The organism is Xylella fastidiosa (genome assembly GCF_011801475.1).
Classification (GTDB): Bacteria; Pseudomonadota; Gammaproteobacteria; order Xanthomonadales; family Xanthomonadaceae; genus Xylella; species Xylella fastidiosa.
In genome coordinates, this window is record NZ_CP044352.1 from 2,323,818 (window position 1) to 2,338,957 (window position 15,140).

Genomic DNA, 15,140 nt, shown 5'->3' on the forward strand with positions numbered 1-15,140 from the left:
CATGTTGGACGGTATCAACCCACCAACAGACATGCAACGCAGGCTAAGCAGAGATAAAGGAAAACGCCAGGACGTCGGCAATGGATGCGGTTGCGCTCATGGCCATCAGTAATCGATCCACACCGACGGCGACACCGGCGCAATCAGGAAGACGGGACAAGACGTTCAAGAGAGGTTCGTCAAGAGGCATCTGCGGCAATCCGCGTGCGGCACGGACTTGATTATCGTGTTCAAAACGACGGCGCTGTTCAGTTGCATCGTTCAATTCATGGTAACCGTTGGCGATCTCGTGAACACCTAAGTAGAGTTCAAAGCGCTCCGCCACCGGGGGGTCATCGGAACGGATCCGCGCCAAGGCACACTGTGTGGCTGGCCAGTCGTCAATGACGGTGATGCGGTCGGTAGGGAATGTCGGCTGGATGCGATGCGTCATCAGTAGGTCAAGCCAATCATCACGGCTCAATCCATCGGGGTTGATCTCGCCACCGTCCAAGGCTTGACGCAGTACGGTTTGCGGAGCACGTAGGGGATCAATGTCAAGGATGTCAAGGAACAGTTGACGGTACGTGGTGACATGCAATGTAGCTGTGCGTTCGACAAGAGACAGCGCTTCACGGACCAAGGCGGTGGTTTCCTCAGCCAGGCGGTGGTGATCCCAGCCGACGCGATACCACTCGAGCATGGTGAATTCGGGGTTATGGCGACCGCCCGCTTCTCCGTTACGGAAGACGCGCCCCAGTTCGTAGCAGTCGCCGATACCAGCAGCAAGGAGACGTTTCATGGGGTATTCCGGCGAAGTACGCAGCCAACGTTGTGCTGCTCCGGCATCACAATGCCCAGTAAAGCAGGTGGTGAAGCTGTGGATGTTTGGCTCGGTATTTCCGGCGGCGGAGAGGAGGGGTGTTTCAACTTCTAAGACGCCGCGATCTGCAAAGAAGCGCCGGATCATGGTGTTTAAACGGGCGCGCAGCCGCAAGGTGTCGATGAGGGTCATCAAGATGTTTCGTTCAAACGACGGCTGAGCAGGTCACGGTGTTCATCGCGGTAGCCTAATGCTAGGTAGAAGCGCTTGGCCGCGTTGTTATGGTGGTTCACTTCCATGCGCAGCAGGTCAAAACCGAGTGCCTGCACTCGGGCTTCCAGATGGGCGATGGCGTGACGGCCGTAACCACGACCACGGACCGCTGGCTCTAGGTAGAGTTCATCCAGCAATACATAGCGTCCGCCTAGTTCAAGGCTGCAACACAGGGTGAGGACGGCGTAGCCGACGTGCTCTCCTTGCGACGTCAGCCACAACAGGACTTCGCCGGATGTAGGATCGGCCAGGAGGGTACGCAAAGCAGGCAAAGAACGTAGGGAATCAAAAGGGGTGGCGTCTTCGGCATAGAAGCGCCGGATCATGGGGATCAGTAGGGGTTCATCGACAGGAGTAGCAAGACGCCATTGCAAGGTAGCCGTGTCCATGTCTGTTGTTCTATTGGGCACTGTATTGTTCCAGAAAGGCGAGTAGACGGGCTTCATCCCAAATATCGACATGCAAGGCGTGGGCTTTGTCGAGTTTGGAGCCTGGATCTTCTCCAGCAACAAGGAAGCTGGTTTTTTTGGACACACTGCCGACAATTTTGGCTCCCAAGCTTTCTAGTCGAGTGGCGGCGGCTTCACGGGTCAGTGACGCTAATTTGCCTGTCAGTACGACGCTCTGGCCGTTGAGTGGGGCAGTGTGGGCACGATCGGGAGATAGCAGTTGTGCCAACAGTACGTCACAGCAGTGCTGGAGGCGGCGGGCTAAGGAGATGTTATCAGGAGATTGGAACCATTCGGTCAATGATTGTGCAGCAGGCTGGGGCACGCCCGCCTGAAGGAGTGCATCAAGGTCGGCTTCAGCCAATAAGGGCAATGTGGGAGCGAGGGTGGCTAACTGGACAGCACGCAGTGGGGTGATTTTTGGAATCTCCAAGTGTTCCAAGAGGCTGGCCAGGGTGAGTTGATCGCGCAATGTAGATGTGGGGGGATGGGCATCGGTGATACGCACGCCACGCTCCACTAGGTCATCAATGGCCTGTTGGTTGGCGGGCTGATCCATAAAGTGGCCGATGGCACGTGCCACTTCGCCTCCAATATCCGGGACGCATTTGAATAAGGGCCAAGGGAGTTGCCGAATGATTGCTAAGTCCCCGAAGGAGTGCGCCAGTGCTTTGGCGGTGGTTTCGCCGACATGGGTCATGCCAAGGGCAAAGAGGAAACGCTCCAAGGTAGTCTGCCGTGAGCGGTCAATGGCAGCAATCAGGTTCTGCGCCCACTTGGTGGCAATCTTTTTGTGGTTCCAATCAAAGTCCGGCCATTGGGCACGCAATACGTCAATCTGCCAATGCTTGGGCACGTCACCTTCACCAGACAGGTCCACACCCACGGTGCGCAGTATCTCTTCTAATTGTTGGTAACGCATGCCGGTCACATGGTCGCGCGCTTCGCGCAGGAGCATGGTGGGGGTTTGGGCATTGGTGACGAGGCGGAGCCGCAGCAGTTGATCCAGGCTCAGGTGATACAGGTCAGCGACGCCGTGGACAACGGCGGCATCCACCAGTAATTCAATGCACTTGACGCCCAGCCCTTCGACATCCATAGCGCGGCGGGAGACGAAATGGCGGATGGCCTCTTTGCGTTGGGCGGGACAGGCGAGTTCACCGGAGCAACGCCATACAGCGGCGCCTGTTTCACGAACAATCTCGGAACCACAGACGGGGCACGCCATCGGCATGCTCCATGCGGTGGCTCCAGGGGGGCGGCTGTCGGTGATGACTGCGACGACTTCAGGAATCACGTCACCAGCACGGCGCACGATGACGGTATCACCGATGCGTACATCCAAGCGGGCGATCTGGTCAGCGTTATGCAAGGTGACGCTGGTAACGGTGACTCCAGCGACTTGTACGGGGGTCAGGCGTGCGACTGGGGTGGCCGCACCGGTGCGGCCAATCTGGATTTCAATGGCTTCAACAGTGGTGGTTTGTTCTTGGGCCGGAAATTTATGGGCAATGGCCCAACGGGGGGCACGGGCGACAAACCCCATTTCATGCTGGCCAGACAGGTCGTCGAGTTTATAAACGATGCCATCAATATCAAACGGTAAGGTATCGCGAATGGTTTCCATCCGGCGGTAGTAATTCAGTAGTCCTTCACTGCCATACACCAGCTCCACGAGGGGGGAGACGGGGAATCCCCAGGCACGTAGGGAGGCCAGGATTTCGGAGTGGCGGTGGAACGCTACGTCATCGGTCACTTCGCCGATACCGTAGGCATAGAAGCTCAGGGGGCGCTGTGCGGTGATGTGTGGGTCCAGTTGCCGCAAGGAGCCGGCGGCGCCATTGCGGGGATTGGCCAGTACTTTCCATCCGCGAAGCCGGGCCTGGGTGTTGTAGGCTTCAAAGTCAGGACGTGGCATATACACTTCGCCGCGCACTTCCAACACGGTTGGCCATGTGTCGCTTTGCAAGCGTTGCGGGATGGTAGGCAGGGTACGCAGGTTGGCGGTGACATCTTCGCCGGTGACGCCATCGCCGCGAGTCGCTCCTTGGATAAAGATGCCGTTCTGATAGCGGAGGCTGATCGCCAAGCCATCCAGTTTGGGTTCTGCGGAAAAACCAGGGGCTGTTTCTCCCAGACGCGCGGTAATACGGCGCACGAATTCAAGGACTTCGGGATCACTGAAGGCATTGTTCAGGGAAAGCATCGGGACGGTATGGCGCACTTCGGAAAATGCGGTGGCAATGGTGTGTCCAACACGCTGAGTCGGTGAATCAGGCGTCGCTAGGTCTGGATAGGTCGCTTCGAGGGCGTCCAGTTCACGCAACATGCGGTCGTAGTCAGCATCCGGAATACGTGGTTGGTCGAGGACGTGGTAGTGGTAGTTGGCCTCTTGAAGACGACGACGCAGTTCAGCGGCACGCTGGGCAGGATCCAGGGGGATCATGAGGGCGGGATCAGTTATTTATAAAACAGGAAATGATTGTATAAGTGAGGCGCTGTGAGATGTTGCAGGGTTGTTCGGTGCGTTGGGCATGGTTACAAACATCGAAGGGTTGCAAGGCACCTTAGACACCACCAGAGCCGTCGCAGTGGGAAGCTAAGCGGGGTACGGTGAGGATAAAGACTCCGGGGAGTGTTCAATGCGGTTGGGTGTCCTCGGGGTTATTGCATTGCTGATGTGTGGTGTAAGAAGGTGGCTGAGGTGTCAGGAGGACACGGTGTGATGGTTGGTTGGCTCATCAGGTCTTGGAGGTCAGAAGGCGGGGGCGCATCGGGGAAACGGCAATCAGGGAAAGGTTGAGCCGGAGGTTGCAACATCAGTGCGATGCGGCGGCATGTCAGGCGGGAGGACTCTATGCACCTGGGGCATCCGTCGATGGGTATCAGGCAGGCGAGCCGCGTCCGGGGAGGGTCACAGATGCGGAGCGATTGGACATGGTGATGTGGTCAGCAAGCAGTGGGATTGGAGCAATCCAACACTTCTCCAACATTTTGGGCATCTTCAATGGTGACTTTAGATGTTTGTTTCAGAGCACGGTGCAGTCAACGCGGTGAAGCACTGGGATGACTTTTCATGGATTGTTCCGGTCCAGGTCAGGTGCTTCAGAGACACAAGGCAGGCGGGGTGTGGGGAGAGGCTGCGTCCCATCACGCTAGATCTACGATCTCTTGGCACTTCGCCTGTGCTTCTAAGGTGATGTGTTGGGTTCGGTTTACCAGCGTGAGTTCTTGATCAGTGGGGGCACTTGTTGTTGGCGGTCGTAGGCGCGTAGTTCATCTCGGATATGGGCGATGCGCTGGCGACCCAATGCATTACGGCTTTCGTCCAGTACCACGCCATCCAGCAGTTCGGCCATACGCTGGACGGTGGGCAGCATTTTCTCCCAGGCATCAAGCGCAGTCATTGGTGCGGGCAATGTGAGGAAAAATGAGATGGCGGGGATCTGCATTTCGCGGATGTTGGCCATATCAAAGCTACCAGGCTTGAGGATGCTCGCCATGCTGAAGATCGGGCCGCGCTCCGGATAGCCTTCAACGAGACGGTGAAATACATTCATGTATCCAAAGATCATCCCAGTTTTCTCTGCGGCCACGACGATGTCCTCGCCGCGCAAGGTGTGTTCTGCTTTGGCGGCAACAAACAGGAGGATGATTTTGTCGAAGTGGTTGGTGGGCCGCTTGCCTAGCTCAATTTCTCCAGGTTTAGTGGCCTCAGGATTCACTTGCTGCTGCGGAACGGAGGCAGGCACTTCGTCGACGCTTTGATGTGGGGAGTTGTCCACTTCGGTAGACAACATCGGCTCACGCCGTTCGCGGGGTGGCTCTTCTTTTTTCGTGCGTACTCTGTGAGCCGATGTCTTCGGTGTGCTGAAGAAGAAGACAGCGGCAACGAACAGTATTCCTACAATCGCAATCCCGATGCGTAACAGGGTGACGTCAGACATTCAGTGTCTCTCCAGCGATGTACTTATCAGGTCATCTTATTAGGGCAAGGATGGCACGTCAGCTCCCGTCAACCAAACGGGCCGCTTCGGCCAAATCCACGCTGACTAGGCGGCTCACTCCGGGTTCACGCATGGTGACACCGGACAGTTGCTGGGCGGCTTCCATGGTGGATTTGTTGTGGCTGACAAACAGGAACTGCACTTTCTCGCTCATTTCTTTCACCATGCTGGCCAAGCGCCCAACATTGGCTTCGTCCAGGGGAGCATCCACTTCGTCGAGCAGGCAGAAGGGTGCGGGGTTGAGTTGGAAGATGGCAAACACAAGTGCAACTGCTGTCATGGCTTTTTCACCGCCAGACAGTAAGGAGATGCTGGAGACGCGCTTGCCTGGGGGGCGGGCCATGATCGCTATGCCGGTGTCGAGTAAATCTTCACTGGTCAGCTCCAGGTAGGCGTGACCGCCACCAAATAAACGGGGGTAGAGTGTCTGTAACCCCGCGTTGACGCGATCGAAGGTCTCTTTAAAGCGGCCTCGGGTTTCACGGTCGATTTTGGAGATGGCATCCTCAAGTGTCTGTAGGGCAACGGTCAGGTCCTCATGTTGGGCTTGGAGGTATTCGACACGCTGTGCGGCTTCGTTGTACTCGTGAATGGCCGCCAGATTGACAGGTTCCAGACGACGGATACGTATATCCAGTTGTTCTATCGCGGCCTCCCAGTCAGCTGGGTTGGCAGCTTCAGGAAGGGCATCCACAAGGTGCTGTAAGACGAAGCCGGCTTTCTCCACCGCAGCCTGCCGCTGTTCAGCGCCCAAGGCGAGGGCCTGTTGGTCAAGGCGGCATTGAGAGATGCGCTCGCGCTGGGACAAGGCCTGTTCATCGCGCTGCTGACGGGTGTGTTCAAATTGGCGCAGTTCGGCATCAATGCCGTCAAGATGAGTACGTGCTTGGACCAAGAGGTGTTCGGTACGGACTCGTTCGCTGAGGGCAGCCTGATGTTGTTGCTCCAGGATCTCCACCGGGGAATCACCTTCACTGAGTTGGTTCATCAGTTCTTCTAAGCGTGCGTCGAGCTGGCCGCGCTGGTTGTCCATGCGCTGCAATGTCTGACTCAAGGACACCATTTGGGTACGCTGTGACTCTAAGGTCAAGGCTAAGGCATGCATAGCTTCACGGACGCTGCGTGCGGCTTCACGCGCTTGGTCACGGGTCAGGTTAAGTTGTTGCCGCTCAGCGTGCAATGCCTGACGTTGGCTCTCTAAGTCACCCATGCGGGTGACTGCCTCATCCAGTGTGGCGCGCGCAGTACGGGCTTGGTCACGGCTGGTATCCAAGGTTTCTAATAACTGGGCAATCTCGGCTTCAATGTGCTGGATACGGCCACGGGAGGCCTCTAGTTTGCCGTGGTGGGCCTGGCGCTGGCCGGCCAGTTCGGAGACGCCACGATGTGCAATATAGAGTTGGCGTTGTGCATCTTCGCGGTGCTGTTCGGCCATCAATAGGTGGTCGCGGAAGTGCGTCAAGCGATGTTCCAATTCAGCTTCGCGCTCTTGCAGGGTCTCAATCTGGGCGCGCAGGGTTTGAATGTCACGTTCACGCAGTAATGCGCCTTGCTCAGCGGCTCCAGAACGGGATACGCGTAGCCATCCTTCACCCAGGCATTCACCGTTGCGGGTCATCACCCAGTCGCCCTCGCCCAGTGTTGCTTGCAGGGCGCGGGCAGCGACTAAATCTTCAGCGCCGTGCAGATGGGTCAGTAAACGGCGGATCGCAACAGGTCCCTGGACTTTAGCGGCCAGGGATGTGGGGGCCACTTGGATCTGTGTCTGGGTGTCAGCCACCAATGCGATGTGGCCTTCGTTAAGGCTGTTCAATGCTTCAACCAAGGTCTGCGGGTCATCAACAAGGACGCCTTCAATCATGTGACCAAGGGCGCTTTCAAGGGCGTTTTCCCAGCCGCTCTCGACACGAATACGTTCTCCTACGCGGGCGGCCGAACTCAATCCATGGGCCTGCAACCAGGTCATGGCGGCACCTTGTTCCTGGCCAAGGGCGGCCTGTTGCAGGGTCTCAAGTGAAGATAGGCGACCACGGGCGGTCTGGGCATGTTTACGGACATCGGCCAGTTCGGTCTGCGCAGTACGCTGCTGGTGCTGTACGTCCGCCAATGTCTGTTTACGTTGTTCAAGTTGGTCGTTGAGGCCGTCTAGTGCGGCTTTCTGGGTTTCGTATTGCACTTCGATCTGCTCGAAGGCTTCGGCCAATGCGTCCAGATCAAGTCCGGCACGTTCGGCAAGCAATAGGTCACGCCGCCGCTCGGCGTCCAGGGTCTGACGGTCCAAGTAGTCAACACGGGTACGTTCAACTTCACCAGCACGCGATGCTTCGCTGGTCTCTCGGTTGTGGCTGTCCCAACGCTGCTGCCAGTCTGTCAACGCTGCTTCGGCGTCGCGCAGTGCGTCTTGTTTAAATTCGCTCTGCTCACGCAGCACGTGCAACTGGGGTTCGTTGTTCTCGACGGCCTCACGTAACACCGCCAGTGTGGCGGCATCGTCACCCATGTGACGGGTCAGGTCGATCAGTTGTTTCTGTGCTTCATCGCGTGCTTTGTGCAAACGCTGCGACATTTCACGTTGATGTTGGATCTGTTGTTCGATGCGGGCCAGTGTGGCACCTACTTGATAGACATCGGCCTGTGCGGTTGCCAAGGCTTCGGCAGACTCTTCACGCCGCACGCGGGAGGTTTCGATCCGCATCTCGGCTTCACGCTGTTCGGCAAGCAATTGCTGTAAGCGGGTTTCCTCTTGAAGTAATGCCTGGCGCAATCCTTGGAGACGGGTGTCCAGTTCACGGAACTGCAAGGCCTTGCACTCGGCATCTTTAACACGGCGTTCTTCTTGCAATGTCTGATATTGCTCAGCTTGGCGCGCTTGGCGCTTGAGGTGTTCAAGCTGTTTACCGATTTCTTCACGCAAATCGTTCAGGCGATCCAGATTTTCTTGAGTATGACGGATGCGGCTCTCGGTCTCCTTACGCCGTTCTTTGTATTTGGATATGCCGGCAGCTTCTTCCAGGTAGATACGCAAATCTTCAGGGCGCGCTTCGATAATCTGACTGATCATGCCCTGTTCGATGATGGAGTAGCTGCGCGGCCCCAAGCCGGTGCCTAGGAACAAGTCGGTAATATCGCGGCGGCGGCACTTGGTGCCGTTCAGGGAGTAGACGCTGGAGCCATCACGGCTCACGGTACGTTTGACCGAAATTTCGTTGAATGCCGCGAATTCTCCACTGATGGTGTGGTCGCTGTTATCAAAGATCAGCTCAACGGTGGCCTGTGCCACCGGTTTACGGGCGGAAGATCCGGAAAAAATCACGTCCGTCAACGAATCGCCTCGTAACCGGCTAGCTGAGCTTTCACCCATCACCCAACGCACCGCATCAATAATGTTGGATTTGCCGCAGCCATTGGGACCAACGATACCGGTCATGTTGGTTGGTAGATGGAGCGTGGCAGGATCAACAAACGATTTGAAACCGGACAGCTTGATCGTGGACAGGCGCATAGGCTGAAGGTTCCAGGCACCACAGGCTGATGGTGCCCAAACGTAAGGAATTCCGTTGGAAATGTGTCCTTAGGAGGTCACGCGCCAAAGCGGCACAACCACCACACCGATATAAAACGGGCAGAGTATAGCCGCCACACCCAGAACACGGGGACAATAAAGAAAAAACGACAGGCGCAGTCAGGCGCCTGTCAGACACGATGGAGGTCAAACGAATCAGGGGACGCCCTGAACAATCACCTTAACAGTACTTTCAACATCAGCGTGTAGGTGCAATAGGACGTCGTATTCGCCAATCAGGCGGAACGCACCCTCGCCAAGAATGACTTCTTTCTTTTCAAGCGGTAAGCCGACGGCAGTGAACGCCTCAGCAATGTCGCGCGCGCCCACCGAGCCATACAATTTACCTTCGGTGGAGGCATGCGCAGACACCGTGACACTGGCGCCCTCAAACTTGGCGGCACGCGCCTGAGCCTGATCCAGTTCCGACTTGGCTTTGGCTTCATACTCAGCACGCTTGGCCTGGAAGGCAGCAAGATTGGCTTCTGTGGCAGGCACAGCTACTCCGTTTGGGAGGAGAAAGTTGCGGCCATAACCTGGTTTGACAGTGACTTTGTCTCCTAAGGCACCAAGGTTGGCGACTTTTTGCAGCAGTATGAGTTCCATGGTAAGTGTTCCGTTATTCGTTAGCGCCAGGATCTGAAACGGCGCAACGGATGCTGTCCGAATAGGACGGGAAAGATATCGATATTGCGGGGGTGTTTCACGCAGGAAGCATGGTCAAAGCAGAGACCAGCTTCTCACGCTAAGGGACCCGTCTATCTAAATATCATGGTTATCAGTGTAGGGAATCAACGCAAGAAAACGCGCAAGTTTCACTGCAGTTGTCAATTGGCGCTGGTATTTCGATTTTGTGCCGGTCACACGGCTTGGAACGATTCTGCCATTCTCTGTCAAATACTGGCGTAGGGTATTGAGATCTTTATAGTCGATCTCTTTAATGCCCTCGGCAGTGAATTTGCAGAATTTGCGGCGTCGGAAGAACTTAGACATGAGGGGACTCCTTAAGCAGCTTCGGCGTTGCCGCCATCGTTATCACTATCGTTAGAAACGCCGACATCACCATTTTCATCGTCGTCACGGCGGCGGCGCTCCGGCTTGTCGCCTTTATCATCCTTGCTCTTCATGATGAACGACTGCTCGGTATCCGGGCCACTGCGTTTGATTGCTAAGTGACGCAAAATCGCATCGTTAAACCGGAATAAATCGACTAGTTCGTTCAATACAGACTGCTCAACCTCAATGTTCATCATGAGGTAATGGGCTTTGACGAGTTTCTGAATGGGGTAAGCCAGCTGACGGCGTCCCCAGTCTTCCAAACGATGAATTTTGCCATGGCCGTTCTCAATCAGCGCCTTGTAGCGCTCGAGCATGGCTTGCACTTGTTCGCTCTGGTCCGGATGGACCAATAGCACGATTTCGTAATGACGACCCATTATTATTTAAACCTTTGTTTAATAACCTTGTGGATGTAGCCCTGAGAGGGCAGACAGCCCCCCAGCAATGCCGGTGGAGCAAGGCCCCACCAAGAATCAGGCGGAGGGCTGGGGAGTATGGCGGTTCCTTGCTCTGGCCGCAAGAAGACGCCTTGTGATTCCATAACAAGCAGTCACCGGCTCAAACACAGCTCAGGCGAAGCATCAGCAGGCCCATTCCGGCCAGGATGAGGCAGCAATCAGGCCTTGTCGACGTCTGTGGTGAAGCTCTCGCCACACCCACATTCAACGGCGGCGTTGGGATTAACGAAGGTAAATGTTTCGCTCAAGCCGCGTTTACTGAAGTCGATACAGGTCCCATCGACCAAGGGCAAGCTGTGTGCATCAACGAAGATGCGTACGCCGTCCTGTTCAAAGACGCTATCACCTTCGCGCTGTTCGCACGCTAGATCAGTAAAATGCCCCCAGCCGGAACAGCCAGTACGGGTGACGCCAAAACGTAGTCCCAGCGTACCGGGAGTCTGTTGGATAAAACGACGCACACGATCCAAAGCAACCGGGGTAAGCGTGACAGTCATACGGAAACTCCCAAAACTCTGCAGCTATTCAAGATGAATTACAAAGTATAACGGCGGCGCTTCCGAAAGACTTCGCAAAGCATTGAGTACGACATAACGACATCAGGCAGCCAAAACACATCTTCGAAGGAATCGCCACAATCGCCGCGCCAAGGCCATCAAGATACACTCGCGCGTTCAAGAAGAAAGATTCACTACGAATTAATTAAGGTGGAGCGTCATGACGGTGGCTAGTGTTGAGCAAATGTTCTCCGGGAAAATTCAGGTGGGCAGTGAAGTGACAGTCCGTGGCTGGGTACGAACCCGGCGCGATTCTAAAGCGGGTCTCAGTTTTGTCAGTGTCAGTGATGGTTCCTGCTTCGCCGCAATTCAGGTCGTCACTCCAGCGCATCTTCCAAATTACGAAACAGAAGTACGCAAACTCACTACAGGTTGCGCAGTCATCGTGATCGGCACCCTGGCACCCTCTCTGGGCCAAGGTCAACAGTTCGAAATCCAGGCCCAGAGCATTGAGGTCGTCGGTTGGGTCGAGGATCCGGAAACATATCCGATCCAACCCAAACAACATTCATTGGAATTCCTGCGGGAGGTGGCGCACCTGCGTCCACGCACCAATCTGTTTGGTGCAGTCGCTCGTATCCGCCACTGTCTATCGCAGGCGGTACACCGTTTTTTTCACGAGAATGGTTATTACTGGATCACCACACCGATCATCACCACTTCCGACGCCGAAGGTGCCGGACAAATGTTCCGCGTCTCTACGCTGGATTTAGTCAATCTACCGCGCACGGAGACCGGCGGAATTGACTTTTCGCATGATTTCTTTGGAAAAGAAACGTTCTTGACCGTCTCCGGGCAACTCAACGTAGAAGCCTATGCACTGGCACTGAGCAAGGTGTATACCTTCGGCCCGACGTTCCGAGCTGAGAATAGTCACACGCCGCGTCACCTTGCGGAATTTTGGATGATTGAGCCAGAAATCGCCTTCGCGGATCTGGCTGAGGATGCACGTGTGGCCGAACAGTTCCTCAAATTTCTTTTCAAAACGGTACTGGAGGAACGTGACGACGACTTGGCATTCATTACCGAACGGGTAGAGAAAACCACGATCAGCAAGCTGGAAGGGTTTATCAATTCACCATTCGAACGGATCGAGTACACAGATGCCATCAAGCTGTTGGAAAGGTCGGGGAAAAAGTTTGATTTTCCGGTTGAATGGGGACTGGATCTACAAACCGAGCACGAGCGCTGGTTGACCGAGAAGCACATCGGCCGTCCGGTGGTGGTGACGAACTATCCCGAACACATCAAAGCTTTTTACATGCGGCTGAACGACGATGGGAAAACGGTCGCGGCGATGGATGTGTTAGCCCCGGGCATCGGCGAAATTATTGGCGGCAGCCAACGTGAGGAGCGTTTGGAAATGCTTGATATACGGATGGCGCAATTCGGTCTGGACCCGGCACATTACCAGTGGTATCGGGATTTTCGCCGCTACGGCTCGGTGCCGCACGCGGGGTTCGGCCTGGGGTTTGAACGTCTCGTGGTCTACGTCTGCGGGCTGAGCAATATCCGCGATGCAATCCCCTACCCGCGTGCGCCAGGCAGTGCCGAGTTCTGAAACAGGTCCGGCGACTGTCTGCGGCATGCCAATGGCGAGTGCGAACGTCATCGTCGTTCGCCACAGTGTACTGAACCATCTCTGTCACATCATTTTAATCACCTAGTGTCCGTCTGTGGTGAGTAGGACGGACACCACATCCTCTGCGGCTAAGACTGAAGCACCTTGGTCTTTCAAATCACGCATCACCGTTGGTCTTAAATCATCCAATGGGATACTGGAGTAACAGCACATTGAGTCGCGGTAAATTCGGTCGTCATCATCACAATGCAATCCTTACTCACTGCAATAGAGCGGACAATGTTTCTTGATACATGGTCCGCTGTTGCCAAGGGATCCACTTCACTCAGATCACATGAACCAAGGGCACTGCACCGATCACTACTCAGTAGAGTGAGGACGTTCAGTTCTTCGTGAATAACTGATAATGTCGCTTTGGCTGTTTTCCGAAGGTAAATCGCATCGTCATGGCATACCCTGCAGCGATATCGCACGAAGGACGCTATCCATAACGTCTCTTCAGTCGTTAACACACAACCGCTGTAGAGTGCTCGGCAGATGAATCTGCATATAAAAAGGTCGATGTGGTCGCACTATCAAACACATTGATACATGTTTCGCAATACTCCAGAAGCAATCCTTCATCATGCAAAATGCAAAGGGTTAGCTTCCATTGCAATAGTGATATGGCACAGATGCACATTCCCTCGGTGAGATCATCCAAGCGGAGACGTTCATTGGGTACATCGGATGCGCCTATCTGCTGTTTAATCAATAAGACGTGAAAGTGAATTGAATGATGAAAGATTTTCCTGCCATGATCGCACTCTCAGATATTGCTGCTGCTGTCAGGAAATATCGCCTGGTGGGCATGCTCGGTTGGCAAGACGTGCGTCAGCGCTACCAGCGCTCCGTGCTCGGGCCGTTTTGGCTGACCATCAGTATGGCCGTGATGATTGCAACGATGGGACTCGTTTTCGGCCAGATACTCAATTTACCATTCAGCGATTTTCTACCGTTTCTCACCGCGGGCATCATTATCTGGGGCTTTATATCAACAACCATTAATGAAGGCTGCGGCGCATTCACCTCTGCAGAAGCAATCATCAAGCAGCTGCCAATCCCACTGTTCGTACACGTCATGCGTACCATCTGGCGCAATATCATTATTGTGCTGCACAACATCGTTATTCTGCCTGTGGTCTTTATCGTCGTTGGGAAGCACATTAGCTTCACTGCCCTGTTGAGCATCCTCGGCTTTTTAGTGCTGGTGTTAAATCTTGGATGGATTGGCTTAATCCTGAGCGTGATTTGCACACGGTATCGCGATTTGTCGCAAATCGTATCCAACTCAACCCAAGTCGCGTTCTATTTGACACCGATCATATGGATGCCAACGCACCTGCCCGCAGCAACAGCGAACTATTTGCTTAAGTGGAATCCGATTTATCACATTGTTGAAATTGTACGTGCACCGCTTTTAGGCAATGTGCCCAATGCTTTGAACTGGCAGATATCTATTTCACTTGCAGTCTTTGGATGGATATTGGCAACCTTTTTTTACAACCGTTACAAGCGCCGCATCGCCTATTGGCTCTAACAAAACATGGCTCTTATCAAATTTGAGAACGTCTGCGTCGATTTTCCAATCTATAACGCAAGCAGTAGATCACTAAAAAAACAACTCATCCAGGCCGTCACCGGCGGTCAGTTGCGCAAGGAAGAAAGTGGTCGTGTTGTCGTCAGTGTATTAAAAGAGTTGACATTCACGTTGCAAGACGGCGCGCGCGTTGGTCTGCTCGGTCACAATGGTGCGGGAAAGAGCACCTTGCTGCGCCTATTGAATAACGTCTATTTCCCTTCCTCAGGCCAAGCGCTGATCGAAGGAACCACCGGGTCGTTGATCGACATTTCACTAGGAACGGACCCAGAAGCCACAGGACGGGAAAACATCTATCTACGTGGCGCACTGCTTGGGATGACCAAGAGCGAAATAAACCGCTCTGTGAATGAAATCATCGAATTCTCCGAACTCGGCAATTTCATCGACATGCCACTACGCACGTATTCGACAGGCATGCATCTACGCTTAGCCTTTTCAGTATCCACCATCGTATGTCCAGAGATCCTGTTGATGGACGAGTGGTTATCTGTTGGCGACGAAGGCTTCAAGCAAAAAGCGGAAAAACGCCTTTCAGAACTTGTACAAGCAACCAATATTCTCGTTGTCGCCAGTCACTCCAAACAACTGATTCTAAATACATGTAATCGTGTGATTTGGTTGGAACATGGCCAGATACGGATGGATGGCGACGCACAGGAGGTATGTACTGCGTACTTTGGGTGAGGAGTGTGATATGTCACTCACGTGTTGCGTGTTCCCATCAATGGTAGATCCCATGTGCAGCACAC

12 protein-coding genes are annotated in these 15,140 nt (G+C 54.5%); 3 read left to right on the plus strand and 9 right to left on the minus strand.

What is annotated here, in order from left to right; all coding sequences use genetic code 11:
• Window positions 1-43 precede the first annotated feature (43 nt).
• From epmA to F7G16_RS10695, 9 genes are all read right to left on the minus strand, one after another.
• Window positions 44-994: an EF-P lysine aminoacylase EpmA gene (epmA, locus tag F7G16_RS10655; protein ID WP_004090356.1), complete on the minus strand. Its 951-nt coding sequence runs from the start codon at window positions 992-994 to the stop codon at window positions 44-46.
• Window positions 994-1,464 (minus strand): GNAT family N-acetyltransferase, encoded by a 471-nt coding sequence (locus F7G16_RS10660; RefSeq protein ID WP_004090354.1) that lies wholly within the window; start codon window positions 1,462-1,464, stop codon window positions 994-996. Before F7G16_RS10660 ends, epmA begins: the two co-directional genes overlap by 1 nt.
• Window positions 1,465-1,474: 10 nt before the next feature.
• Window positions 1,475-3,970, minus strand: a complete 2,496-nt coding sequence (gene ligA / locus F7G16_RS10665) for an NAD-dependent DNA ligase LigA (protein WP_004090351.1) — start codon at window positions 3,968-3,970, stop codon at window positions 1,475-1,477.
• A 769-nt stretch (window positions 3,971-4,739) separates the two neighbouring features.
• Complete coding sequence (gene zipA / locus F7G16_RS10670; protein ID WP_004090349.1) at window positions 4,740-5,471, minus strand: cell division protein ZipA; 732 nt, start codon at window positions 5,469-5,471, stop codon at window positions 4,740-4,742.
• Window positions 5,472-5,529: 58 nt separating this feature from the next.
• Window positions 5,530-9,033, minus strand: coding sequence for a chromosome segregation protein SMC (gene smc, locus F7G16_RS10675; RefSeq protein ID WP_004090347.1), 3,504 nt, complete (start codon window positions 9,031-9,033; stop codon window positions 5,530-5,532).
• A gap of 216 nt (window positions 9,034-9,249) precedes the next feature.
• A complete protein-coding gene (rplI, locus tag F7G16_RS10680) occupies window positions 9,250-9,699 on the minus strand; it encodes a 50S ribosomal protein L9 (RefSeq protein WP_004084632.1) in 450 nt (149 codons plus the stop codon).
• A 156-nt stretch (window positions 9,700-9,855) separates the two neighbouring features.
• Window positions 9,856-10,086 carry a 30S ribosomal protein S18 gene (gene rpsR, locus F7G16_RS10685; protein ID WP_004084635.1) on the minus strand — a complete coding sequence of 77 codons (231 nt, stop codon included), beginning with the start codon at window positions 10,084-10,086 and terminating at the stop codon, window positions 9,856-9,858.
• 11 nt (window positions 10,087-10,097) lie between these two features.
• Complete coding sequence (rpsF, locus tag F7G16_RS10690) at window positions 10,098-10,529, minus strand: 30S ribosomal protein S6 (RefSeq protein WP_004090345.1); 432 nt, start codon at window positions 10,527-10,529, stop codon at window positions 10,098-10,100.
• Window positions 10,530-10,768: 239 nt separating this feature from the next.
• Window positions 10,769-11,107: a HesB/IscA family protein gene (locus F7G16_RS10695; RefSeq protein WP_004084639.1), complete on the minus strand. Its 339-nt coding sequence runs from the start codon at window positions 11,105-11,107 to the stop codon at window positions 10,769-10,771.
• A 220-nt stretch (window positions 11,108-11,327) separates the two neighbouring features.
• Between F7G16_RS10695 and asnS the strand changes: the two genes are divergently transcribed.
• The 3 genes from asnS (at window position 11,328) to F7G16_RS10710 (ending at window position 15,075) form a co-directional block, all read left to right on the plus strand.
• A complete protein-coding gene (gene asnS, locus F7G16_RS10700; protein ID WP_004090342.1) occupies window positions 11,328-12,728 on the plus strand; it encodes an asparagine--tRNA ligase in 1,401 nt (466 codons plus the stop codon).
• 796 nt (window positions 12,729-13,524) lie between these two features.
• A complete protein-coding gene (locus F7G16_RS10705) occupies window positions 13,525-14,328 on the plus strand; it encodes an ABC transporter permease (protein WP_004090340.1) in 804 nt (267 codons plus the stop codon).
• A 6-nt stretch (window positions 14,329-14,334) separates the two neighbouring features.
• Window positions 14,335-15,075 (plus strand): ABC transporter ATP-binding protein, encoded by a 741-nt coding sequence (locus tag F7G16_RS10710; protein WP_004084642.1) that lies wholly within the window; start codon window positions 14,335-14,337, stop codon window positions 15,073-15,075.
• The last annotated feature ends 65 nt before the right edge of the window (window positions 15,076-15,140 follow it).

Bases quoted from the DNA above. Each gene is read 5' to 3' on its own strand.
- epmA (WP_004090356.1), bottom strand. From the start codon at position 994: ATGACCCTCATCGACACCTTGCGGCTGCGCGCCCGTTTAAACACCATG.
- asnS (WP_004090342.1), top strand. From the start codon at position 11,328: ATGACGGTGGCTAGTGTTGAGCAAATGTTCTCCGGGAAAATTCAGGTG.
- rpsR (WP_004084635.1), bottom strand. From the start codon at position 10,086: ATGTCTAAGTTCTTCCGACGCCGCAAATTCTGCAAATTCACTGCCGAG.
- zipA (WP_004090349.1), bottom strand. From the start codon at position 5,471: ATGTCTGACGTCACCCTGTTACGCATCGGGATTGCGATTGTAGGAATA.
- F7G16_RS10705 (WP_004090340.1), top strand. From the start codon at position 13,525: ATGATGAAAGATTTTCCTGCCATGATCGCACTCTCAGATATTGCTGCT.
- rpsF (WP_004090345.1), bottom strand. From the start codon at position 10,529: ATGGGTCGTCATTACGAAATCGTGCTATTGGTCCATCCGGACCAGAGC.
- F7G16_RS10660 (WP_004090354.1), bottom strand. From the start codon at position 1,464: ATGGACACGGCTACCTTGCAATGGCGTCTTGCTACTCCTGTCGATGAA.
- rplI (WP_004084632.1), bottom strand. From the start codon at position 9,699: ATGGAACTCATACTGCTGCAAAAAGTCGCCAACCTTGGTGCCTTAGGA.
- F7G16_RS10710 (WP_004084642.1), top strand. From the start codon at position 14,335: ATGGCTCTTATCAAATTTGAGAACGTCTGCGTCGATTTTCCAATCTAT.
- ligA (WP_004090351.1), bottom strand. From the start codon at position 3,970: ATGATCCCCCTGGATCCTGCCCAGCGTGCCGCTGAACTGCGTCGTCGT.
- F7G16_RS10695 (WP_004084639.1), bottom strand. From the start codon at position 11,107: ATGACTGTCACGCTTACCCCGGTTGCTTTGGATCGTGTGCGTCGTTTT.
- smc (WP_004090347.1), bottom strand. From the start codon at position 9,033: ATGCGCCTGTCCACGATCAAGCTGTCCGGTTTCAAATCGTTTGTTGAT.